The organism is Bradyrhizobium sp. (assembly GCF_035935975.1).
In the GTDB taxonomy this organism is placed as follows: Bacteria; Pseudomonadota; Alphaproteobacteria; order Rhizobiales; family Xanthobacteraceae; genus Bradyrhizobium.
In genome coordinates, this window is the sequence record NZ_DASYWN010000063.1 from 36,499 (window position 1) to 58,704 (window position 22,206).

The window sequence follows — 22,206 nt, forward strand, 5'->3', positions numbered from 1 at the left end:
GCGGGAACGTCAGGCCCCGAATTCCTTGATCCAGATCAATCGGTTGGTGGAGCGCGGAGCGAACGCTGAGCGTGAGACAGGCCGGGTTGCGAGCTCCAATTCGCACCTGCAAGTCGAACTGATCGTCGCAACGAGCCGGTCTCAGCACAGAGCGACCCGGAGGCTTTCATGTCCCGTTACCTCATCGGCGTTCTCTTTCTCGTCTTCTGTTTCGCCGAAGCGAGACCAGCGCATGCCGGGCGCTATTGTCTGCAGGGGGATCAATGGGGCTATCCCGGCAATTGCAGCTTCGCGACCCACAGCCAGTGCCGGGCATCGGCATCAGGCACGCGGGCGCATTGCGGCGTCAATCCACGCTATGCGCATCAGCGTCGCGCGCAGCAGCAATGAGCTTTGTCGCAAGCTACCGCACACAAAAGTCACACGACATTTTTGTGACATAGACCACATCGCGCCGGTGTCCGAGCTGTTAGCGTCGTGCACATGACCAAACACATCAGGCTGCCGATCGTCCTCACCGCTCTGCTCGTCGCCACGCAATGCCTGGCGGCCGAGACCAAGGGAGCCGGATCAACCTTCGTTTCGCCCGTGATGGCGAAATGGATCGACGCGTACAAGGCCAAGACCGGAAACGTCGTCAGCTATCAGGCCGTCGGCTCGAGCATCGGCGTCGGCCTGATCAAGAAGGAAGCCGTCGATTTCGGCGCAAGCGACATGCCGCTCGACCCGAAAGACCTGGACAGGCTCGGCATGATGCAATTCCCGATCGTGATCGGAGGCGTCGTGCCTGTGGTCAATATCGACGGCGTCAAGCCCGGCCAGATCCGCTTTACAGGACAGATGCTCGCCGACATCTATCTCGGCAAGCTGAAATCCTGGAACGATCCGGCCATTCGCGCGATCAATCCCGACATCAAATTGCCGAACACGGCGATCACGGTGGTCCACCGCATCGACGGATCCGGCACGACATTCAACTGGTCGAACTACCTCTCGAAGGTCAGCCCGCAATGGAAGACGAGCGTGGGCGAAGGCACCTCGGTCGAATGGCCGCTCGGCCTCGGCGGCAAGGGCAATGACGGCGTCGCCTCGCTCGTCAGCCTCGTTCCGGGCTCGATCGGCTATCTCGAATACACCTACGCGCTGCAGCGCTTGGACAAGATTTCCTTCGGCGTGGTGCAGAACAGCGCCGGCAATTTCGTGGTGCCCGACGCTGCATCGTTCCAGGCGGCGGCATCGAGCGCCGACTGGAAGGCGGAGAAGGATTTCCATCTCGTGCTCACCAACGCGCCCGGCGAAGATGCCTATCCGATCACGGCGACGACCTTCGTGCTGATGCCGAAGGCGCCGAAATCTCCGGAACGATCGGACGCCGCGATCGACTTCGTGCGGTGGTCGCTGGAGAACGGAAAAGCCCAGGCCGAGACGCTCAACTACGTTCCGCTGCCGACCGCCTTGATCGACCAGATCGAACGCTACTGGCAGCAGAGCCTGACGGCGGTCTCGGCATCGGCCAGCGTCAAGCGCTGAACTGGAAGATCCGAAGCCCTGCCGCCGGACCGCTCTCGACCTCCAAGGTGAGCGGCTCGGCGGCTCCGTTATCCGGGGGCACCACGATCCTTCTGGAAACTCCGCGGTGAATCGTGATTTAGTCGGCGAAAGGCCTGTTGCCGGCTCGCCGCGGTGAGACTACGCGAAGGCCCATGAGAAGCAGCCGAGTCGCTGCCGAGCCCGGGGACTTTCGAATGGACGCCATGAGGCCCGATCGCTTGCCGTCGCAACAGCGCCCGGCCGGATGAACGACTTCGCGCGATCGATCGCCGCCGCCTTCGCGCTGATCGGCGACGCCGACGCCGAACTGCTCGGCATCGTCGCATTGTCGGTCCGCGTCAGCCTGACCGCCGGCATCATCGCGCTGCTGATCGGCGCGCCGATCGGGGCGCTGCTTGCGATCACACGTTTTCGCGGCCGACAGGTCATCATCGTGCTGACCAATGCGCTGCTCGGACTGCCGCCGGTCGTGGTCGGATTAGCGCTCTATATTCTGCTGTCGCGATCCGGCCCGCTCGGGGCGGCCGGGCTGTTGTTCACGCCGACCGCCATGGTGATCGCGCAGACGCTGCTCGCGACTCCGATCGTGGTGGCGCTGGTGCACCGGCCGGCAAGCCTGCTCTGGGCCGAGTATGGCGACCTGGCGCGGATCGACGGGTTGTCGGCGCTCCGCAGCATGGCGCTCCTGTTCGCGCTGGGACGGACCTCGCTGCTGACGGCCTTTCTCGCGGCCTTCGGGCGCGCCATCGCCGAGGTGGGCGCGATCATCATCGTCGGCGGCAACATCCGCGGTTTCACACGCACGATGACGACCGCCATCGCGCTGGAGACGAGCAAGGGAGACCTGCCGCTGGCACTGGGGCTCGGGCTGATCCTGCTCGCGCTCAGCGTCTTCGTGTCGACCGTCGCGTTCCTGCTAGTGGGACGCGTTGGGGAAAAATAGCTGCTCGCCGCCGACCTTGTAGCCGGCGATCGCATCCTGCCCCTTCGGCGAGATCAGCCAGTCGATGAAGGCCTGCCCGTCCTTCGCCTTGACGTTCGAATGCTTGTCCGGATTCACAAGCATGACGCCATACTGATTGAACAGCCGCTTGTCGCCCTCGGTCAGGATGGCGAGCTCGCCGCGGTTCTTGAACGACAGCCAGGTGCCGCGATCCGACAGCAGATAGGCATTCGCCGACGAGGCCATGTTCAGCGCCGGGCCCATGCCCTGCCCGATCTCGCGATACCAGCTGTCCTTGCCGGCAGCGATATCGACGCCCGCGTCCTTCCACAGCCTAAGCTCCGCCGCATGCGTGCCGGACTTGTCGCCGCGCGAGATGAACGGCGCCTTCGCCGCCGCGATCTTGCGCAGCGCATCCGTGACGTCCTTGCCGCCCGCGATCTTCGCGGGGTCGCTCTTGGGCCCGACGATGATGAAATCGTTGTACATGACGTCGAAGCGCTTCACGCCCTGCCCTTCGGACATGAACTTGTCCTCGGCCGCCCTGTCGTGGACGAACACCACGTCGGCATCGCCGCGCCGCCCGATATCCAGCGCCTGGCCGGTACCGACGGCAACGACCTTCACCTCGATGCCCTCGGCCTTCGAGAACAGCGGCAGCAGATAGCCGAACAGGCCCGACTGTTCCGTCGACGTCGTCGAGGCCACGGTGATGGTGCGATCCTGCGCGAATGCGCATGTCGACCAGACCAGAACCGCTGCAATGGCTGCAAGCTTCTTCATGTGTCGTCCTCACTCCCCAGGCGTTCCAAGTTAAGCTGGAGAGGATGACGCTGGAAAGCCCAACGTTCGGCGCAGGAATCAATGGCCGGGGCAGTACCGCATCATGCAAGCGTATCCGGGCTCGGTACCGCATCTCTGTGGGGGTGGTCACATTGGTCGGCGCTCGGCGGGTTCATGACGACCGCAGCTTGTCGATAATGACGGTCACGTCGTCCAACTCAGACTTGGCCCTGGCCAGAAGATCGAGCAAATCCCGCGCCGACTGCGCGGCTCCCGCTGTGGCAGATTGATCGATCGCACTCAAGCCGTCAGTGAGACGCGAGATGATTTGCACGAGCTCGTCACGCCGGGTCTGAAGGTCCGCAAGCGTTGCGTCAAAGCGCTCGTCGAGCCGGGCGCCTTGCAACGAGCGGATCGGAACGATCCTGTCGTCGGGAGGATCGGACATGCGAGCTCTTCGCGTTGCTGCCCGCCTAGTCTAGGCGCGACCTCCCTCGCTCCGACGGTGGTGCTTTGTCGCATCCGGGTTCCCGGGACGGTTTGTCGCGCATCACGCGCCAAAGGCGGCGCGTCCACACGCCCGCCTCACGCCTTTTGAACCCCTCGTGATGTCGCATGCTGTCCGGAAATATCCGGCGTAGCGGGGCAGTCCCGTCACTGGATTGCACTGGAGCCTCCCATGACAAAGACAACCATCTTCACGGCTTTGCGGCTCGCCCTCTCACTCGCCACGGCCGGCCCGGCACACGCCGGCGGCACCGACCTCGCACCGCCGAACGCAATCGTCCTCGTTCACAGGGCGCATTCGCATCTCCGCACCAAAGAGCACGCCACCATCCAGCGCCCTCAAGCGACGCGCTCGCCGGATCGCGAGGAAGATCCGCTCGCAATGATGCATTTCGAATGAGGGATGCAGGACCGCTCGTATCGCCATCATTGAGCGGTCCAACGCCGAGGCGGCGATAACCCCACATTTTCCCGTGCGTAGCCGACGTCGATGTTCTGCAATTGGTCCCGCCCACATTGACATCGATGTGACGGCCGGGGCAGTTTTTCACATTGCTGGCGAATCAGCGATTGCCTCACGCCGAGTACCTCTTGGACAACTCCCAGTGCTTTCGAGACTGATATCGTTGCTGCGCCGCATTCCTGCGGTGAGATGGGTGTTCGACCGGCTTCGTCCCTTGCCGCAGATCGGCAGTACCGAGGTCACACCGATCGCGGCGGATGAGCCTCAGGCTCCCGTTGCGGACATCACCGAAACTTCTCCAGCGGCAGAGATCGCGGCTGCCCCGCTGCAAGAGGACGCGGCTGTCGCAGTAGCGGTTCCCGTCGCGGTCGATGAGACTGTTGTTCCCGATGTCGAGGACAGCCCGTCCGCCGCGCCGTCCGATATCAGCACCGCTGTGGATTTGTCTGGCGAACTCCCTGCCGCTATCGATCCGGTCGCCGCCGCGGAGCCTGCGATCCTTTCCATAGAGATGGAGAGCGAACAGGTTGACGTCGCTGACCACATCGACAGCAGCGACGCTTGCGCCGGCGAAGCCGCAGACGTTGAACCTGATGGTGCAGAGGACGTCTCCGCTCCGCTTGCTGACGACTTGCGGCCTGTGGCGGACTCTTCCGATCTAACCATCAGCGAGCCGGTCACTGAAGTTCTCGCGGACGCCGAATCCGCCGACGCAGAGGTCGCTTCCGTGCTGCTCGTCGAGGCCGAAAGTCCAGCGGTTGAGATTCCAGACCTCGTCGCCTGTGAGCAGTCCGCTGAAACCGCAGCGGAGGCCGAGCCCGCCTGCGCAGAGGCCGCTTCCGCGCCGCTCGCCGAAGCCGAAAGTCCAGCAGCTGAGATTCCGGACCTTATCGCCGCCGAGCAATCCGCTGAAACCGCAGCAGCTGCCGAGCCCGCCAGCGCAGAGGCCGCTTCCGTGCCGCTCGTCGAGGCCGAAAGACCAGCGGCTGAGATTCCGGACCTCGTCGGCAGCGAGCAGTTCGCTGAAATCGCAGCGGATGGCGAGCCCGTCCACATGGAAGCCGCGACCACGCCGCTCCCCGAAGCCGAAAGCCTGCCAGCTGACGTCTCCGATCTCGTCGTCGCCAGCGAACCTACCGCTGAATTCAGTGCCGACGTCGAGGTCGCAGGGCCAGACGACGCGTCCGTGGTGCTCGTCGAAGCTGAAAGCGCCGCGGCTGATGTTCCCGACCTCACCGTCGCCGGCGATCCATCTCCCGGCGTCGCCGCGGATGTCGCGCCTGTCGCGGCAGAGGTTCCGTCGCCCGCCTTGCCCGTTACTACGGACGAAGCCCCGGCAGTCTCCCCGGATTCCGGCTCGAGCGGCGCGCCCACTTTGGTCGCACTGCCGTCGCCGCCAAGGCGCAGCCGCGCACCGCGAACGCCGACGAGAGCGGCTGATCCCACCGATCGCGCCATATTGATCCGGCAGCGCTGGACGGAAACCGGGATCAGGATGTGGAATCCGCGGATTCACGGCACCGGCGACTCCGCGTTGAACATCCAGGGACGAAGCGAGCTGCTGCCGCCCGCGCCGGGCGAGACGATGCCGCGCTACGACAGGCTCGAATTCAAGATGCTCGGCGGCCAGATCGTCTGCGAAGGCGTCATCGTCGAGGCGCCCGCGCATGCAAGCCAGCGCAGCTTCACCCGGCTTGCCGAGACGGCAAAGGCCGCCCGCGAGCCGGCGCGGGAACGCCAGACCGCCCTCGCCTGATCCTTTTATCTCTGGCGGCGCTCACCATATGCTAGGCTGATGCCCTGGATGTGGGAGATCGCATGCCCGCGAAATCGCTGACATTGATCGTGATCGCCACCCTCTGCGTCTCGCAAGGCGCCTTTGCGGCGTCCAGCAAGCGGCAGCGCCACACGGTCGCGGCGACCGCCACCGATCGGGCCGCGCCGTACAAGGCCGACCGGCTCTCGTCCTCGCGCGGCGAGACGATCCTCAACACGCCCGGCCAGACCACGGTCCTGACGCGTGAGGTCCTCGACGACAAGAACGCGACGAGCCTTCGCGACGCCATGCGCTCGACCGCAGGCGTGACGATTGGGCGCTAGAGCCTTTCCCGTTCCGATGGAATCGGAACGGGGCTCTAGATTCTTGTCTTGACGCGTTTTCTTGACGCGAACCGGTATCCACCTCGCTGGAAAACGCTCTAACCCTTAGGGGATCGGATAACCCTTCCAGACCCACTCCAGCGCCGACGGCAGCGTCTGCGCGATCGTCGGCCGGTCGACGTGCTTGGCGTTGCGCACGAACAGGAACTGGTAGTGATATCCCTTCTCGGCCAGCACCTTCGCCATCAGCGCGTTGGACAGGGTCCAGTCGTGCATGCCGTCGGGAATGGTGGGGTTCGGATAGAACAGATCCTGGTCGCCGCCGAAGAACCAGAAGCGGATCGGCTTTGCCGGCGCAGCGACAATCAGCGGCACACCGGGCGGATCGGCCGGCGTGAGCACGCCGGCCTTCGAGATGAGGTTGGGACCGGCCGGCCCGGTCCATGCGCTGTGATATTCCCATGCGCCGCCGCGCAGCGATGGATCATGCGGCCATTGCTGGTTGACCATTGTCGGCGAGAAGGCCAGCACACGGTGATAGAGGTCCGGATAGAACCAGGCCATGGTGAAGGCAGCAGCCCCGCTCGAGCTCAGCCCCATGGTCGCGCGCCCGTCGGGATCCTTGGTGAGCTTGACATCCGCATTCTTCTCGACCAGCGGCAGCACCTCGCGCTCGACGAACTGCGCGTACGCGCCCGACACAGCGTCGTATTCGCGGCCGCGCTGGCTGCCTTGCGCGTCCTGCCCGCCATTGCCGATCTGGATCGCGATCATCGGCGGCACGCGGCGCTGCGCGATCAGATTGTCCAGCGTCGTGGCGAGATCCTTGTAGGCGTTCGAGCCGCCGTCGCCGACCACGATGAACGGCGCCTCGGTGCCGCGCACATATTGCGCCGGCACGTAGACGTCGATCATGCGTGACCAGATGCCGGGATGACTGGTGGTGACGATCATGTGCGACTTGTCGTCCGGCGCGGTCACCGTCGTCATGATCGAGGAGTTGGTGCAGCCGGCGACATCATCGCGGATCAGGCCGGGATTGTAGATCGTGCTCTCCTTCGACGTCAGCGTGAAGGATTTCGTCGCGCCGCGCGGCACGCCCTCTTTCGCGATGGTCTCCGGCGCAGGGTTGTGAGTGGGGCCGATGATGAAATTGCCCTCGGCGCCAGGAGGCGGCAGCGTTCCGTCAGGCAGCTCGGTCGCGCGTGGATAGTTGGCGCTCGCGGGATCGCGCGTCGGCGGCGCGGTCTTGAAGTCGAGCCCTGTCGTGTCGATGAAGAACGGCGCGGCCTTGTCGGTGGTGTTCGCGCCGGGCGGCACCGCCATGTTCTGGGTCACGCAGGCCGGCTGCGCCAGCGCCACTGAAGTCAAGGAGACGATGGAAATCAGCGCCCCCGCAAGGACGGACAATGAATTGGTCATTTCAGCTCCCATTGCTGACGAGTCTTGCCGGCTCGTCTTGCGACGAAGTATGCCGACCGGCCTGCTCGCGGTCAAACACAAGGGCCAACCGCGTTGCAGCAATGGTCGTCATGCTCAAACCGGATGGGGTTCATTATTCCACGCATGCCACAGGATATTTGTGGACATGAGGCGGTTGCTGCCGCACCTCGCACGACGTAACTTGCGCGCCGGTCGAGCGTGCGCGTCCGATCAAAACGACAAGAACAATTCGGGAGGAAGACGATGAGAAGGCTCACGGCCGCGCTGTGCGCATTGACACTGTTCACGACGGCAGCGCAGGCGCAGACCATCAAGGATTTCCTGGCGACGGTCATGCAGAAATGGACCGCGCCGTTCGAGCCGTTCCAGCTCATCGGCAACATCTATTATGTCGGCACCGACGGCATTGCCGTCTATGTCATCAAGACATCGCAGGGCCTGATCCTGATGGACACGGCGATGCCCCAGTCGACCGGGATGATCAAGGACAACATCGCCAAGCTCGGCCTCGAGGTCGCCGACATCAAGGTCATTCTCAACTCGCACGCCCATCTCGACCACACCGGCGGTTTTGCCGAGATCAAGAAAGAGACCGGTGCACAGCTCGTCGCCGGCGAGCGCGACAAGCCGCTGCTCGAGGGCGGCTACTATCCAGGCGACGAGAAGAACGAGGACCTCAGCTTCCCCGCGGTGAAGGTCGATCGCACCGTCAAGGAGGGCGACAAGGTCACGCTCGGCGACACCACGCTGACGGCGCATGCGACGCCCGGCCATTCGCCGGGCTGCACGAGCTGGGAGATGACCGTCAAGGACGGTAAGGAGGACCGCGAGGTGCTGTTCTTCTGCAGCGGCACGGTGGCATTGAACCGGCTGGTCGGGCAGCCGACCTATCCCGGCATCGTCGACGACTACCGTGCGACCTACGCCAAGGTGAAGGCGATGAAGATCGACGTGCTGCTCGGACCGCATCCGGAAGTCTATGGCATGCAGGCCAAGCGCGCCGAGATGAAGGACGGTGCACCGAACCCGTTCGTCAAGCCGGGTGAGCTCGTCACCTATGCAACGAGTCTGTCCGAGGATTTCGACAAGCAACTCGCCAAGCAGACCGCTGCGCTGGAGAAGAAGTAACGACGAGTAGACATTGTCGCACGTCGACCCGCGCAGTCGACGTGCGACAATGCAGCGACAAGCATGGTTAGCGTGACCTGACCACGAACGGCTTGGCATGAGCCGAAGTGCCCGTCGCGGGCGGTTCATATGCTTAACCGGACCTCACCAATGCACGCGGTCGGAAAACCCTGCGGTCGCGTGCAACTTGCGCTGGGCTTTCCCCGTGGAACCCGTCTAACGCGCCCTTTACCCCCGCCGTGCAAGATCACCCTCGTTTTGAAGGGATCCGGGGCGCGTATTGCAATGCCTGTCGCCAATTTGAAGTCTCTGCTCGCCGCCGTGATGCGGCTGTTTCGCGTGCCGGATGACCCGGACCTGACGCGCGCACAGTTCGACGCCTTCTCCAAGCAGATCCCGCTGCTCTACTTCATCCTGATGAGCAACACGATCGCGGTCGCCTATACCTATGTGAGCGTGGCGCCGGATTGGCTGACGATGGTCGTGCCTGGTGTGCTCACCGTGCTCGCGGCCCTGCGCACCTTCTGGTGGCTGCGCCAGCGTCACCTCGTACGCAGCGATGCCGACATCCTGCGCAATCTGCGCGCCACCAACTGGATGACATTGCCGATCGGCGCGGGCTTCACCGCCTGGTCCTTCGCGCTCTATCCTTATGGCGATCCCTTCGCTAAGAGCCAGGTCGCCTTCTACATGGCCGTGACCGTGATCGGCTGCATCTTCTCGCTGATGCATCTGCGCTCCGCGGCGCTGATCGTGACGCTGGTCGTCGACGTACCCTATGTGCTGTTCTTCTGGGCCACGGGCGAGCCGACGCTAAAGGCAATCGCCGTCAACAATCTGCTGGTCTCGGGCGCGATGGTGACGGTGCTGTTCATCTACTATCGCGACTTCGCCGATCTCGTCGCCAGCCGCAAGTCGCTGCTGGCGCAACAGGCGGCGACCCAGGCACTATCGGACGAGAACTTCCGCCTCGCCAATCTGGACTCGCTCACCGAGCTGCCGAACCGCCGCCGCTTCTTCGCCGAGCTGTCGAGCGCCTTCGCGGACGCCGAGCGCCGGAGCGTTCGCGTCGCGGTCGGGATCATCGACCTCGACGGCTTCAAGCCGATCAACGACAATTACGGGCACTCGGTCGGCGACCGCGTCCTGATCGAGGCGGGCCGGCGCATCCGCGAGGTCTGCGAGGGCTTTGGTCCGCAGCGGGTGGAATTCGCCCGGCTCGGCGGCGACGAGTTCGGCCTCGTCGTCTGCGGCGATCCCGACGATTCCGATCTGCTGCGGCTGGGCGAACGCATCGGCGACAAGGTCAAGCTTCCGTACCAGGTCGATACCGCCCATACCGGGCTGTCCTGCTCGATCGGCTTCGCATCGTTTCCGCAATCGGCAACGACGGCGGAAGCGCTCTATGAATGCGCCGACTATTCGCTCTACCACGCCAAGCGCCAGCTGCGCGGCCGCACCGTGATCTTCTCGAGCGAGCTCGAGGCCGAGATCCGTAGCCGTGGCGTCATCGAGAACCTGCTGCGCACCGCCGATTTCAGCACCGAGATGGACCTGGTGTTCCAGCCGATCGTCGATGCCATGAGCGAGCACACCGCCGGCTTCGAGGTTCTGGCACGCTGGCGCAGCTCCCGCCTCGGCGTGGTTTCGCCGGCCGACTTCATTCCGGCTGCAGAACGTATCGGCCTGATCCGGCCGCTGACGCAGGCGCTGCTGGTTCGCGCGCTCGCGACGGCAAAGACCTGGCCCGACCACATCCGCCTGTCGTTCAACCTCTCCGCCCACGACGTCTGCTCGGCCGAAGGCATCCTGCCACTGATCAGCATCGTCGAAAAGAGCGGGGTGCCGCCGCACCGGATCGATTTCGAGATCACCGAGACCGCCGTCACCTTCGACTTCGTGCGCGCGCAGCAGTCGATCGCGGCATTGAAGGCGATGGGCTGCGGCATTTCGCTGGACGATTTCGGCACCGGCTATTCCTCGCTGAGCCACGTGCACCGCCTGCCGCTCGACAAGATCAAGGTCGATCGCAGCTTCGTCGCCGACATCAACGACAACCCGGTCAGCCACAAGATCATCAAGTCGCTCACCGGCCTCTGCGACGACATGGAGATCGCCTGCGTCGTCGAGGGTGTCGAGACGCGTGCCCAGCTGGACACCTTGCGCCGCCTGGGATGCGACTACATCCAGGGCTATTACTTTGCGAAGCCGATGCCGGGCGATGCGATTGATGACTATCTCGCAGAGGAGCGGCAGCGTCTCGACGGCGCAGCGACGCCCACCGCCAAGGTCGTGGCCTGAGGCGAGCCTCCGGTCACATCAACTGAGAGTTGATCCCGCCCCTGTCAACTCGACCACTTCACATGCGTCCAAATGCCTCCGGCGACTCCGCCTGTGATGTGGATGCTTGTCAGGGTCTCCAAAAAGCGCGATAGTCAATTTCAGGGGGAAAGTCATTAAAAATACAACTAATTGATCTGTGACTTTCAACTGGGCGCGGCGGCAAACACGGTTGTGAGTTGGCAATCGGGAGGCAGGCATGTCGTCCAATGCGTCATTTCCGGCAGGGCGCCATGCCCCGCTGCAATCTCATTTCGCCATTTCGCATCCATCACGGCCACCGGCCGCGCTAGACAGCGGCGGCGTCCGCCCCGTCCGTCTCTTCATCCTGAGTGATGTACGCCTGCTCTGCGAGGGCCTCGGCTCATGCCTGGCACGGCAGGAATGCTTACACATCACCGGACACGGCGATCTCGCAACCCCGCCCGAGCAGATCATCGACAGCGGCGCGCAGGTGCTGCTGGTCGACATCGCGACGCCGCGAGGCCTGACGCAATCGGCAGCCTGTCGCGCGCTGTCACCTAGCCTCAAGGTCGTCGCTATCGCCGTCGCGGAGGTCGAACAGGACATCCTCGCCTGTGCGGAAGCCGGTGTGTCCGGCTTCGTGCTGCGTGACGGTTCCATCGGCGACGTCGTTGCTGCCGTCCACAACGCGATGCGCGACGAGCTCGTCTGCTCACCCAAGGTCGCCGCCGCCCTGTTCGGCCGGCTCGCGACACTCTCGTCCCGGGCAGCGGTACGAGAGCCCGCGGCCGGCGTCGACACGTTGACGCCGCGCGAGCACGAGATCATCCGCTTCGCCGGCGAGGGCCTCTCGAACAAGGAGATCGCGCGCGCCTTGCGGATCCGCAATTCGACCGTCAAGAACCACATGCACAACGTGCTCAGCAAGCTGCAGATTCGCCGCCGTGGCGAGATCAGCAAGCATCTGCACGCAAACGGCTGGCTGGCGTCCCCAACCTTGCGGGTCCAGACCCGCTAGACTTTTCGGCCTAGATCCTTTGATCCGGCATTGGCCCGCATAGCGCGCAGGAGCGGCACGCTGCGACGCGTCGCGCAAACGCTCGCGACATCGATAACGCCGCGCCGCGCGCATGATCTGGACCATCAGCTGCATCCTCTCTGAACCCTTTGGCTCATTCGCGCCGCCGCGCCTTGTGCAAGGCTCGCCGCAAAGGTGGCCATTGCGACAGAGACGCATCCTCATTGCAGGGTTTCCGAGGCTGATGACCGGTATTCTGGAGCATGTCGTCGCGAACGATCCGGCCTTGTCCGTGGTCGGCACGAGCGACGAGGCCAATCTGGCGAGGGAAGCCCGCCGCACCCGTGCCGACGTCATTGTGGTCGCGCAGAAGGCCCCGGACGAGCGCGACAGTCTGGCAAGCCTGCTGCACAGCCGGCCGCGGCTGAAGGTCGTCACCATCGTCGCAAGCGGCGACAGCGGCGCGCTCTACGAGCTGCGCCCGCACCGCACCGTCATCACCGAGATCACGACGCAGTCCCTGTCCGAAGCCATTCGTGATCCGCCCGGCCCGAGGCGCCGGCCGCGCCCAAGGCGCACGCGCAGGTCGGGCAAGACCATCGCTGCGATCTGACCGAGCGAGACAGACCGCCAAATCACAGGAGCCGACATGCCCTCAGCCCTTCTGCAACCCGGCGTCTATATCGAGGAAATCCCCAGCGGCGTGCGTTCGATCTCGGGCGTGGCGACGTCGATCGCGCTGTTCATCGGCTGGGCGCCGCGCGGCCCCACCGATCGCGCGGTGCGCATCTCGAGCTTTGCCGATTACGAGCGGGCCTTTGGCGGGCTCGACCGCCGCGCCTATCTCGGCTACGCGGTGCGCCAGTTCTTCGATAATGGCGGGAGTGACGCCTACATCGTGCGGATCGCGCTGTTCAATTCGGGAACGCCCGCCAACGACGCGAAGACCGCGGCCTGCGCATTCAACGATCTCGGCGTCCAGGCGAGCTCGCCGGGCCAGTGGGCCAATTCCTACAGCGTCACGCTGACGCTGCGCGCCGACGACAACACCCGCTTCCGGCTCGACGTCATCGGCCCGTCGCCAAGCACCAGCATCGTGGAGACGTTCCAGGATCTGTCGATGAACAAGGCCGATCCGCGTTACGCGCCCAGCGTCGTCAACGGCCGCTCCGCCTTCATGGACAAGCTGACCACGGCATCGGCGACTGTACCGACCGCGACCACGAAGCCATTTACGGGCGGCGCCGACGGCACGGTTCTGCTCGCCAATGACGGCACCTTCGTGAACGCGATCGATCCGTTGTTCGCGACCGGCGGGATCGTCGACCGCATCGACCTGTTCAACCTGGTCTGCGTTCCCGGACTCACCAACACCAATGCGGCGACCCAGGCCGCGCTCGCCAAGCTGCAACAGCGTTGCCACGCCCGGCGCGCCTTCCTGATCGTGGACAGTCTCCAGAACGAGACGGTCGCCAACATGAGCGGCGCCGCCGGCGAAGCCGGCCTGACCGGTAACGACGGCAATTTCTCCGCGCTGTATTATCCCTGGGTGATGCAGGCCGATCCGCTGCAATCCGGCGTCGTGCGTGACTTCCCGCCCTGCGGCTTCGCCGCCGGCGTCTATGCCCGGACGGACGCTACGCGCGGGGTCTGGAAAGCACCGGCGGGCACCGACGCCAGCGTCAACGGCGGCGTCGGCTTCGCGCTGACCTTGAGCGATGCCGAGAACGGCCAGCTCAACCCGATCGGCGTCAATTGCCTGCGCACGCTGCCGGTCTACGGCAACGTGGTCTGGGGCGCGCGCACGCTGCACGGCCAGAACGATCGCGGCTCGGAATGGAAATACGTGCCGGTGCGGCGCATGGCACTGTTCCTGGAGGAGAGCCTCTACCGCGGCACGCAATGGGTGGTGTTCGAACCCAATGACGAGCCGCTGTGGGCGCAGATCAGGCTCAACATCGGCGCCTTCTTGCAAGGGCTGTTCCGCCAGGGTGCGTTCCAGGGCCGCACGCCGCGCGAGGCCTATTTCGTCAAATGCGACCGCGAGACCACGACGCAGGCCGACATCAATCTCGGCATCGTCAACATCATCGTCGGCTTCGCGCCGCTGAAGCCGGCTGAGTTCGTCGTCATCCAGATCCAGCAGATCGCCGGCGACATCCCAACCTGAGGCAAGCAAATGGCACAGTTCTCGGTCAATCCGCAGCGCTTCGATCCCTACAAGAACTTCAAGTTCCGCGTGAAATGGGACGGCCGCTACGTCGCCGGCATCAGCAAGGTCTCGGCGTTGAAGCGCACCACCGAAGTGGTCGAGCACCGCGAGGGCGGCGATCCCTCCACGGGGCGCAAATCGCCCGGCCGCAGCAAATTTGAGGCGATCACGCTCGATCGCGGCGTCACCCACGACACCGAGTTCGAGAAATGGGCCAACAAGGTCTGGCATTTCGGAGCGGGCCTCGGCGCCGAGGTCTCGCTGAAGGATTTCCGCAAGGACATCATCCTCGAGGTCTACAACGAGGCCGGGCAACTCGCGCTCGCCTACAAGATCTTCCGCTGCTGGGTCTCGGAATACCAGTCGCTGCCTGATCTCGACGCCAACGCCAATGCGGTCGCGATCCAGCACATCAAGCTGGAGAACGAGGGCTGGGAGCGCGACCAGGCCGTCACCGAGCCGTCCGAGCCGACCTTCTCTGATCCGGCCTGAGGCAACCCATGCTCTCCGCCGCCGCACGACGCGAGCAGGACATTCTGGCGCTGTGGGACCAGGCCGCCGGTCGCGCGCGGCACCAGCGCGACGATGCCCTGCTCAACGCGGCCGGCGCCGTACCGACGGATACGATCGGCGCCGGCAATGCCGCGCTCCTGGCGTTGCGCACAAAACTGTTCGGCGCGTCCTGGCGACTGCGCGCCGCCTGCCCAGCCTGTCACGGCGACTGCGAATTCACCGCCGACAGCGCAGCGCTTGCGGATGGGCTCGCGCCACAGGCCGACGCCGTCCCGCCACGCATCGCGATCGGCGGCCAAGAACTGACGCTGCGTCTGCCGGTGCTCTCTGATCTCGCCAACCTAGCCGCAGCGCCGGACTCCCTGGCCGCGGCCCAGTCGCTGCTCGCGCGCTGCCTCGGCGATATGCCGTCGACAGCGCTCGATCAGGACACGCGCGACCGGATCGAGGCCGAGCTCGAACGTTGCGATCCCGGCGCCGTCATCGCCTTCGCCCTCGATTGCCCCGATTGCAGCCATAGCTGGCAGGCCGTCATCGATATCGCGCCGGCGCTCTGGGCCGAGATCCAGGCCGCGGCGGAGCGCAGCCTGCTCGAGGTCGATGCGCTTGCGCGCGAATATGGCTGGAGCGAAGCCGAGGTGTTGGCGCTGCCGCAGGCCCGCCGCGCCGCCTATCTGCAATTGGCGGGTGTCTCATGACGGGCCTCCTGCAAAACCTCGCGTGCCTCGGACGCGGCGAGCCGATCGCAGGTGCCGCACGCGTCGCGCTGCCGCCGCGCTTTTCCGCTCCGGTCCGGACCGACAATGCACCGATGCTCGAAACATGGCCGGCCGAAGGGCAACCGTCGCCGCCGCAGACGCCGATAGGCCGTATCGCCGAGGATCATCCGCGCATCGCAGCGCAGTCACCGCAGCCCGCGGAGACAGAGCCCGATCATGCGGAAGCGCCCCTGCGCCCGGCGGCCAAGGCCGCAGCAGTGATCCGGCCCGTTCAATCGAACACGGCGCCGCCAGGACCGCCGGCCCATGTCGCTCCCTCCGTCGCGCCGCGCGAGCTGCCAGCCATGGCGCCCGCGCGCGAGACGGTTGTACGCGAGACGCTCCGCGTTCGAAACGAGACAGCAACGCCGCCAGCGCCGCCGCTCGGCGAGGCCGTGCTCGCCGGCCAGGCACAGCGCCGGCGCGAGACGCCGCCCGTGATCAAGGTGACGATCGATCGCATCGACATCCGCTCGCCGGAGCCGCCGCGCGCAGCACGCGCCGTCAAGCCGGCATCAAAACCGTCGGTGTCACTGTCCGACTATCTGCGCCGTCCGGGATCTGGAGGCCGCGCATGAGCTCACCACTCGCGATCGGCGCGGTCAGCGCGGTGCTGCGCAACCTGCTCGACAACGGGTTGATCCAGGCCGGCCCCGCGGTCGGCAGCACGGTCAATGTCAGCGCCGTCGCGCCCGACACGATCGACCTCACCAGTCCCGAGGAGCAGCCGCGCCTCAATCTGTTCCTGCATCAAGTGACGCCAAATCCGGGTTGGCGCAACCAGGCCCTGCCGTCCCGCTCATCGAGCAGCGGCGAGCGCCTCACCAATGCACCGCTCGCGCTCGACCTTCATTATCTGCTCACGGCCTATGCCCGGGTCGATTGCCAGGCCGAGATCCTGCTCGGCTACGGCATGCATCTGCTGCACGAGCGCCCGGTGCTCGACCGTGCCGCCGTGCAGCGCGCACTGAATCCCAACCCGATCAATATCCCGATGCTGCCGCCGGCATTCCAGGCCCTCGCCGCCGCCGACCTCGCCGACCAGGCCGAGTTGATCAAGATCACGCCGGCCGTGATGGGCCCGGAGGAAATGTCGAGACTCTGGGCGGCGATCCAGTCGCATTACCGGCCGACAGCCGCCTATGTGGTGTCGGTGGTGCTGATCGAGGCTACCAAGCCCGCAATCTCGCCGCTGCCGGTGCTGTCGCGCGGGATCGTCGACCCCGCGACCAAGCGCGACCGCGGGGTCGTCGTCAATCCGGACATGCTGCCGCCATTGCCGACGCTGTTCGCCGCGACGCCGCAGTTGAAACAGGCCGGCGCGCGGCTCGGCGAGCCCGTGGTTCTCACCGGCATCCGCCTGAGCGGCAGCAATTATCGCGTCCGGCTGGCGCATCCGCTGTTTCCGGTTCCCGTCGAGCTGATTCCGGGCGCGCCCAACGCCGACGGCACCGAGCTCACCGTAACGCTGCCGAACGATGCCGCCGCGCAAGCTGCGTTGGCGCCAGGGCAATGGAGCCTGACGCTACGGTTCCTGCCAACCGGCGAAGCCAATGAGCGCGAGACCAACGCGATCGCGCTGATCATCGCGCCTGCCCTGGTGATCGCGGCCGATGCGCCGCTGTCGCTGCCAGCGGCGACCGTGCTGCGCAAGACCGCGCCGCTGCGCGTTACCGCAACGCTGTTCTCGCGCCCGCAGGTGCAGCCACGCCAGCGCGCGAGCCTCGTGCTCGGCACGGTGGAAGCCATCGCCAATCCGCGCACGGTAGCCACCGATCCGCTGGTGTTCGACTTCGCCCCGACGCTTCCTGCCGGCGCCTATCCGGCTCGGCTGCGCGTCGACGGCGTCGACAGCCTCCTGCTCGATCTCAGCGGCGATGCGCCCGCCTACGACGCCTCGCAAACCCTGAGCGTGCCGCCATGAACATGCACGACAGACCGCAAGCGCAGTCCACGCTCGATTGGGCCAGCCGCAACCAGCAATGGCTGACGGCGCAGCTCGCCGCGCTGCGCTCGCGCCTCGCGCAACAATTGGAGGATCCGTCTGCAAGTGCCGAACCGGCTCCTCCCGAATGCGACGACGATTTCGAGCCGGCGCTCGATGCGCTGACGAAGCTGTTCGGCCTGACGCCGTTCGAGCGCGACGTCGTGCTGCTGGCGGCCGGCGTCGAGCTCGACAGCGCACTGCGCCGCCTCGTCAGTGGGGCGATCGCAGAGCGGTCCGATGCAACCTCGAACCCGCAGCCGACGCTCAATTTTGCCATGCAGGTGCTGGCTGAGCCGCATTGGGATGCGCTGTCGCCGCTGCGGCCGTTGCGGCGCTGGCGCCTGATCGCCTGCGACGGCCGCGAAGCACCACCGCGCCGGCCGATCCAGATCGACGAGCGCGTGCTGCATTACCTGACTGGCGTCGCCGCGATGGACGTCCGCCTGATCGCCCTCGCCCGCTGCGAGCCGGCCGGACCGCGCGAGCCCGACACGCCACTCGCGGGCACGATTGCGCAGGCCCTCGGCAGCGGCGCGGCGGCGCTGGTCGCGCTGGGTCATGCGCGCGGCGAGATCGAGCCGCAGCGCGACCTTGCGCGTGCGGCCCTCAGCGAGTTCGGCGCGAGCGGCCTCTGGCTCCATGCCCGCGACCTGCCACATGATCCGCGCGACATCGCCGAGATCGCCCGCCTGCTCGACCGCGAGGCAGCGCTCTCGGATGCCATGATCGTGCTCGAGCACGACCGCGCGATGGACGCCAATGATGCCGACGCGCGGGGTGGGACGCTGCTCGCTCATCTGGTCGGCCCCGCGATCGCGCTGAACGCGCCGCAACCAGCCCGTCTGTCGCGGCTGCGGCAGCGGCGCGTGCTGCGTCTCGAGGTGCCCGATGCCTCCCTCGCCGCACAGCAAGCCGCGGCCCTGCAGGGCCTGCCCCGCGAACAGGCGACGGCCCTCGCAGCCGCACTGCGTCCGGCGCTGCGGCAATTCAATGTACCCCCGGCCGAGCTGCGCCTTGTGGTCACCAAAGCCCTGGCCGAGACGCGAGGTCAGCCGGCCCTGGTCGGCCCTGCTGTATGGCGGCTCTGCCGCGCCGCGGTGCGTGGCGGTCTCGACGCACTGGCGCAGCGGATCGACAGCCGCGTCGACTTCGACGATCTGGTCGCTCCGCCGGTCGTGATTGCGCAGCTCCGGGCCATCGCCGGCGAGTTGCAGCACCGTCCGCGTGTCCATGGCGACTGGGGCTTTGCCGCGCATAACGGCCGGGGCCTCGGTGCCGCAGCGCTGTTCGCCGGGGAATCCGGCACCGGCAAAACCTATGCCGCCGAGGCGATCGCCGGCGCCGCCGGGCTCGATCTCTATCGCATCGACCTTGCCAGCGTCGTCAGCAAATATATCGGCGAGACCGAGAAGAATTTGAGCCGCCTGTTCGAGGCCGCCGAGACCAGCGGCGCGATCCTGCTGTTCGACGAGGCCGACGCGCTGTTCGGCAAGCGCAGCGAGGTGCGCGACAGCCACGATCGCTTTGCCAATATCGAGATCGCCTATCTGTTGCAGCGGATCGAGACCTATCGCGGGCTCGTCATTCTCACCACCAACATGAAGAGCGCACTCGACCGCGCCTTCCTGCGCCGGATCCGCCATGTGATCCAGTTCCCCTACCCCGACGCCGTCGCGCGCGAAAAGCTGTGGCGGCTGCAGTTCCCGGCCGACGCGCCGCTCGGCGAGGTCGACTTTGCGGGTCTCGCCCGACTGCAACTGACCGGGGGCAACATCCGCGCGATCGCGCTCAACGCCGCCTTCCAGGCCGCGGCCGAGGGCGGACCGATCGGGCAGGATGCCATCAATGCCGCGGTGCGCGCCGAATTCTCCAAGCTGGAACGGCCCTGGGCGGGAGCCGCGCCATGAAACATGCCGGCATCGAGATCCGGATCGGACGGCTCGTCGTCGATGCGTCGCGACGCGCTGAAGTCGCGGGACTCTCCGACGCCATCGGTCAGGCGTTGCAGCATCGGCTCGCCGGGGCCGCCGACCAGGCTGGCGCGGCGCCCGGTGATGCCCCACGCATGGTAGCCGATAGCATTGCGACACGACTGACCACAACACCCGGTGCTGGACGTTCGCGAGGTCGGCCATGAACACACGGGCTGCTCCGACGGTGCTCCCGAAACACCCCTCGCCCGCGTGGGGGCCTTCGCTCGAGCTTCGTCCGGCCCGCGATCGTTTCGAGACCGAAGCCGAGCACGCGGCCGAAACCGCCATGCGACCCGCGAAGACCGCGGGGCCCGCTCCAGCGCTGTCACCTCTTCCGCGCACCACGCACACGGGTGGGCAAGCCGCGCCCGCCGCCGTCTCCGACGTGGTCGGATCGGCCGGCACTTCGCTCGGCGCTCCGACGCGACAGGCAATGGAGCGACAGTTCCGCTCCGACTTCAGCCGGGTGCGTATCCACACCGGCGCAGAGGCCGCTGCGTCAGCCCGCTCAATCCGCGCGACCGCCTATACCGCCGGCTCCCACATCGTGTTCGGCGACGGCGCCTACGATCCGCAAACCCCGCGCGGCCGCCACATTCTTGCGCACGAACTCGCCCATGTCGTGCAGCAGCGCGGCACGACCACGCCACCCGCCGCGGTGCAGCGGCTGGCCTGGTACGAATCGATCGCCGTTTTCTTCGGCGCCGAGGGCAATTTCAGCGACAAGGAATTGCTCAGCTATCTCGAGAAGATCGCCACGGCCAACGCATACGAAGGCAGCTTCGACAGCGACAACAAGGCGCGCGCGATCGTTCGGCGGTGGAAGGCGGGCCAGGCCGAGTTCAAGCTTGCCCCTCTGCAGAAGGCATTGTTGATCCAGGAGATGCAGGACGGCCCGACGCTCGATGACGACGAGAACGCCATCCTCGACCTGCTCGAACTCAGCGACATCGCGGCGCTGCGGATCATGTTCGGTGCAGGCAAACTCAGCGTCACCGATCTTGAATCCGATCTCGACGGCGACGAGTACAAGAGATTGAAGCGCTTCTTCGCCGCCCGCTTCCGGGGCGGACGCGACGCGCTTGCCAAGGGCGACGTGGAGCCACAAGGCGAGACTGGCAAGGGAGCGCCAACCTTCGCTTACGATGCCACGGATCTCAAGCTACGGCTTGCACTCGCCAGCAGCGACGAGGAACTCGACAACATCGCCGCGGAGCTGTTCGCGCTCGAAACGACCGTGCGCGAAACCGCGACGCAGGACCTCGGCCGCGAGCGCGCCAAGCTCGCGAGTCAGATCGATGATCTTGGCGAGCAGCTTGCCGCCGAATCGGATGCGAAAAACAAGACCGCGCTGAAAACGAAAATCAGCGCGACCAAGCATACGCTCCGCAAGTACGACGTCGTGCTACAGCAGGTGCTGCGCGATGTGACCCTCACGACCAACGCCGGCGACTTGTCGAAGACGACAGCACCGGACGCTGCGAAGAAGGCCGACATCGCCAAGGCGTTGAAGCCCGACGTCAAGGTCGATTCCAGCGGCATTGCATTGCCGTTCGATACCTCCGACGCGGGCAAGAAAGCCTATGACGACGCCATCCGCGCCATGATGCCGGATCTGATTCAGGGCTATTGGGACGCAATGGTCAAGGACAAGGGCCCCGCCGAACACGGCGATCCGGCCAAGGTGCATGAACTCGCCGAATTCGAGCGGATCGGCAAGGCCAGCAAGGATGAAACCGACAAGGTGTTCGGCGCTTACTACGATAAATCGAAACATCCCGAATTGAAGGCCGACACCGTCGCGAAGCGCGGCAGCATCCACGACCTGTTCGCCGACACCGAGGCGGACCTGGCGGGCATGGATAGCACCGCAAAGCGGAAAATGGCTAAGGCCCTCGTGCTCTATTTCTTCCAGTCCGACGACGACATACGCGCGGCCAACCGGAAATTCAACGCCTCGCCGAAGTTCGACTCGAGCAACAATCCTGTGGGCGACGAGGCGACCATCCTCGACACGATCGCAGACGACTTCACCAGTACGGATGCGCAGGTCGACAAGCTGAACGAGATCGATCGGGGCTGGGACGCGTCTGCAGGCTTCGGCGACATCAACATCCAGATCTTCAAGAAGGATGATCCCGACGAAGATCGGGATTTCCTGTGGGACATGTTCCAGACCTTGATCCACGAATACATTCACACGCTCCGGACCAAGGCCTACGACGACTTCGCCAACACGTTTGGCGACGGCTCCAACGAGAACAACACGCTGATCGAGGGTGTCGATTCGCTGTTTGACGAAATCGTCTGGGAGAACGTCGCGCCGAGGGCCAACGATTCGGAGCTCCGCGAGGCGGTCGAAGGCCCCGCCTACGCAAAACTGAAGCCCATCACGGTGAAGCCGGCCTCGCGCCGACGCTACCCCTCCTATGCCGAGGCCGTGAAGCTGGTCAACGTCGTCGGTATCCGCAACCTCTACGCCGCCTATTTCCAGGGCGACGTCGCGAAGATCGGGGGCTGAAT

The 22,206-nt window shown here is 65.5% G+C and carries 21 protein-coding genes; 18 read left to right on the plus strand and 3 right to left on the minus strand.

Translation table 11 applies throughout. From position 1 onward, the window contains the following. Positions 1–168: 168 nt before the first annotated feature. The 3 genes from VGR99_RS38870 to VGR99_RS38880 all read left to right on the plus strand — a co-directional run bounded on the left by VGR99_RS38870 (position 169) and on the right by VGR99_RS38880 (position 2,494). Complete coding sequence (locus tag VGR99_RS38870; RefSeq protein ID WP_326905235.1) at positions 169–390, plus strand: DUF3551 domain-containing protein; 222 nt, start codon at positions 169–171, stop codon at positions 388–390. A gap of 93 nt (positions 391–483) precedes the next feature. Then, entirely contained in the window at positions 484–1,530 is a 1,047-nt protein-coding gene (pstS, locus tag VGR99_RS38875; RefSeq protein ID WP_326905236.1) for a phosphate ABC transporter substrate-binding protein PstS, read from the plus strand. 265 nt (positions 1,531–1,795) lie between these two features. After that, positions 1,796–2,494, plus strand: a complete 699-nt coding sequence (locus VGR99_RS38880; protein ID WP_326905237.1) for an ABC transporter permease — start codon at positions 1,796–1,798, stop codon at positions 2,492–2,494. On the opposite strand, the gene VGR99_RS38885 is transcribed toward VGR99_RS38880, so the two are convergent. Further along, the gene (locus VGR99_RS38885) at positions 2,468–3,277 is read right to left on the minus strand and encodes an extracellular solute-binding protein (protein ID WP_326905238.1); all 810 of its coding nucleotides are present in this window, start codon (positions 3,275–3,277) and stop codon (positions 2,468–2,470) included. The genes VGR99_RS38880 and VGR99_RS38885 overlap by 27 nt on opposite strands. Positions 3,278–3,449: 172 nt before the next feature. Beyond that, positions 3,450–3,725, minus strand: coding sequence for a hypothetical protein (locus VGR99_RS38890; RefSeq protein ID WP_326905239.1), 276 nt, complete (start codon positions 3,723–3,725; stop codon positions 3,450–3,452). Positions 3,726–3,956: 231 nt separating this feature from the next. Here VGR99_RS38890 and VGR99_RS38895 point away from each other — a divergent pair, with 231 nt between their 5' ends. The 3 genes from VGR99_RS38895 to VGR99_RS38905 all read left to right on the plus strand — a co-directional run bounded on the left by VGR99_RS38895 (position 3,957) and on the right by VGR99_RS38905 (position 6,347). Beyond that, the gene (locus VGR99_RS38895; protein WP_326905240.1) at positions 3,957–4,184 is read left to right on the plus strand and encodes a hypothetical protein; all 228 of its coding nucleotides are present in this window, start codon (positions 3,957–3,959) and stop codon (positions 4,182–4,184) included. 256 nt (positions 4,185–4,440) lie between these two features. Next, positions 4,441–6,003: a hypothetical protein gene (locus tag VGR99_RS38900; RefSeq protein ID WP_326905241.1), complete on the plus strand. Its 1,563-nt coding sequence runs from the start codon at positions 4,441–4,443 to the stop codon at positions 6,001–6,003. A gap of 62 nt (positions 6,004–6,065) precedes the next feature. Then, on the plus strand, positions 6,066–6,347 hold the full coding sequence (locus VGR99_RS38905; RefSeq protein WP_326905242.1) for a TonB-dependent receptor plug domain-containing protein: 282 nt from the start codon (positions 6,066–6,068) through the stop codon (positions 6,345–6,347). A 105-nt stretch (positions 6,348–6,452) separates the two neighbouring features. On the opposite strand, the gene VGR99_RS38910 is transcribed toward VGR99_RS38905, so the two are convergent. Next, complete coding sequence (locus VGR99_RS38910) at positions 6,453–7,769, minus strand: alpha/beta hydrolase (RefSeq protein WP_326905243.1); 1,317 nt, start codon at positions 7,767–7,769, stop codon at positions 6,453–6,455. A 264-nt stretch (positions 7,770–8,033) separates the two neighbouring features. Between VGR99_RS38910 and blaBJP the strand changes: the two genes are divergently transcribed. From blaBJP to VGR99_RS38970, 12 genes are all read left to right on the plus strand, one after another. Beyond that, complete coding sequence (gene blaBJP / locus VGR99_RS38915; protein WP_326905244.1) at positions 8,034–8,918, plus strand: BJP family subclass B3 metallo-beta-lactamase; 885 nt, start codon at positions 8,034–8,036, stop codon at positions 8,916–8,918. A 285-nt stretch (positions 8,919–9,203) separates the two neighbouring features. Then, positions 9,204–11,219 (plus strand): putative bifunctional diguanylate cyclase/phosphodiesterase, encoded by a 2,016-nt coding sequence (locus VGR99_RS38920; protein WP_326905245.1) that lies wholly within the window; start codon positions 9,204–9,206, stop codon positions 11,217–11,219. Between the two features lie 238 nt (positions 11,220–11,457). After that, positions 11,458–12,240: a response regulator transcription factor gene (locus VGR99_RS38925; protein ID WP_326905246.1), complete on the plus strand. Its 783-nt coding sequence runs from the start codon at positions 11,458–11,460 to the stop codon at positions 12,238–12,240. Positions 12,241–12,484: 244 nt separating this feature from the next. Continuing rightward, positions 12,485–12,853 carry a hypothetical protein gene (locus tag VGR99_RS38930; protein WP_326905247.1) on the plus strand — a complete coding sequence of 123 codons (369 nt, stop codon included), beginning with the start codon at positions 12,485–12,487 and terminating at the stop codon, positions 12,851–12,853. A 36-nt stretch (positions 12,854–12,889) separates the two neighbouring features. Then, on the plus strand, positions 12,890–14,410 hold the full coding sequence (locus tag VGR99_RS38935; RefSeq protein WP_326905248.1) for a phage tail sheath family protein: 1,521 nt from the start codon (positions 12,890–12,892) through the stop codon (positions 14,408–14,410). 9 nt (positions 14,411–14,419) lie between these two features. Next, a complete protein-coding gene (locus VGR99_RS38940; RefSeq protein WP_326905249.1) occupies positions 14,420–14,944 on the plus strand; it encodes a phage tail protein in 525 nt (174 codons plus the stop codon). Between the two features lie 8 nt (positions 14,945–14,952). After that, positions 14,953–15,663 carry a hypothetical protein gene (locus tag VGR99_RS38945; protein WP_326905250.1) on the plus strand — a complete coding sequence of 237 codons (711 nt, stop codon included), beginning with the start codon at positions 14,953–14,955 and terminating at the stop codon, positions 15,661–15,663. Further along, positions 15,660–16,301 carry a hypothetical protein gene (locus VGR99_RS38950; protein ID WP_326905251.1) on the plus strand — a complete coding sequence of 214 codons (642 nt, stop codon included), beginning with the start codon at positions 15,660–15,662 and terminating at the stop codon, positions 16,299–16,301. Before VGR99_RS38945 ends, VGR99_RS38950 begins: the two co-directional genes overlap by 4 nt. Continuing rightward, positions 16,298–17,647 carry a DUF4255 domain-containing protein gene (locus VGR99_RS38955; protein ID WP_326905252.1) on the plus strand — a complete coding sequence of 450 codons (1,350 nt, stop codon included), beginning with the start codon at positions 16,298–16,300 and terminating at the stop codon, positions 17,645–17,647. The genes VGR99_RS38950 and VGR99_RS38955 overlap by 4 nt, the downstream gene beginning before the upstream one ends. Next, positions 17,644–19,617 (plus strand): ATP-binding protein, encoded by a 1,974-nt coding sequence (locus VGR99_RS38960; protein WP_326905253.1) that lies wholly within the window; start codon positions 17,644–17,646, stop codon positions 19,615–19,617. The genes VGR99_RS38955 and VGR99_RS38960 overlap by 4 nt, the downstream gene beginning before the upstream one ends. Then, a complete protein-coding gene (locus VGR99_RS38965) occupies positions 19,614–19,847 on the plus strand; it encodes a hypothetical protein (protein ID WP_326905254.1) in 234 nt (77 codons plus the stop codon). The genes VGR99_RS38960 and VGR99_RS38965 overlap by 4 nt, the downstream gene beginning before the upstream one ends. After that, positions 19,844–22,204, plus strand: a complete 2,361-nt coding sequence (locus VGR99_RS38970; RefSeq protein ID WP_326905255.1) for a DUF4157 domain-containing protein — start codon at positions 19,844–19,846, stop codon at positions 22,202–22,204. Before VGR99_RS38965 ends, VGR99_RS38970 begins: the two co-directional genes overlap by 4 nt. The last annotated feature ends 2 nt before the right edge of the window (positions 22,205–22,206 follow it).

Coding starts and splice junctions, on each gene's coding strand:
- VGR99_RS38880 (WP_326905237.1), top strand. CDS start 1,796: ATGAACGACTTCGCGCGATCGATCGCCGCCGCCTTCGCGCTGATCGGC.
- VGR99_RS38945 (WP_326905250.1), top strand. CDS start 14,953: ATGCTCTCCGCCGCCGCACGACGCGAGCAGGACATTCTGGCGCTGTGG.
- pstS (WP_326905236.1), top strand. CDS start 484: ATGACCAAACACATCAGGCTGCCGATCGTCCTCACCGCTCTGCTCGTC.
- VGR99_RS38920 (WP_326905245.1), top strand. CDS start 9,204: ATGCCTGTCGCCAATTTGAAGTCTCTGCTCGCCGCCGTGATGCGGCTG.
- VGR99_RS38935 (WP_326905248.1), top strand. CDS start 12,890: ATGCCCTCAGCCCTTCTGCAACCCGGCGTCTATATCGAGGAAATCCCC.
- VGR99_RS38940 (WP_326905249.1), top strand. CDS start 14,420: ATGGCACAGTTCTCGGTCAATCCGCAGCGCTTCGATCCCTACAAGAAC.
- VGR99_RS38970 (WP_326905255.1), top strand. CDS start 19,844: ATGAACACACGGGCTGCTCCGACGGTGCTCCCGAAACACCCCTCGCCC.
- VGR99_RS38890 (WP_326905239.1), bottom strand. CDS start 3,725: ATGTCCGATCCTCCCGACGACAGGATCGTTCCGATCCGCTCGTTGCAA.
- VGR99_RS38950 (WP_326905251.1), top strand. CDS start 15,660: ATGACGGGCCTCCTGCAAAACCTCGCGTGCCTCGGACGCGGCGAGCCG.
- VGR99_RS38910 (WP_326905243.1), bottom strand. CDS start 7,769: ATGACCAATTCATTGTCCGTCCTTGCGGGGGCGCTGATTTCCATCGTC.
- VGR99_RS38885 (WP_326905238.1), bottom strand. CDS start 3,277: ATGAAGAAGCTTGCAGCCATTGCAGCGGTTCTGGTCTGGTCGACATGC.
- VGR99_RS38895 (WP_326905240.1), top strand. CDS start 3,957: ATGACAAAGACAACCATCTTCACGGCTTTGCGGCTCGCCCTCTCACTC.
- VGR99_RS38955 (WP_326905252.1), top strand. CDS start 16,298: ATGAGCTCACCACTCGCGATCGGCGCGGTCAGCGCGGTGCTGCGCAAC.
- blaBJP (WP_326905244.1), top strand. CDS start 8,034: ATGAGAAGGCTCACGGCCGCGCTGTGCGCATTGACACTGTTCACGACG.
- VGR99_RS38965 (WP_326905254.1), top strand. CDS start 19,614: ATGAAACATGCCGGCATCGAGATCCGGATCGGACGGCTCGTCGTCGAT.
- VGR99_RS38905 (WP_326905242.1), top strand. CDS start 6,066: ATGCCCGCGAAATCGCTGACATTGATCGTGATCGCCACCCTCTGCGTC.
- VGR99_RS38925 (WP_326905246.1), top strand. CDS start 11,458: ATGTCGTCCAATGCGTCATTTCCGGCAGGGCGCCATGCCCCGCTGCAA.
- VGR99_RS38930 (WP_326905247.1), top strand. CDS start 12,485: ATGACCGGTATTCTGGAGCATGTCGTCGCGAACGATCCGGCCTTGTCC.
- VGR99_RS38960 (WP_326905253.1), top strand. CDS start 17,644: ATGAACATGCACGACAGACCGCAAGCGCAGTCCACGCTCGATTGGGCC.
- VGR99_RS38870 (WP_326905235.1), top strand. CDS start 169: ATGTCCCGTTACCTCATCGGCGTTCTCTTTCTCGTCTTCTGTTTCGCC.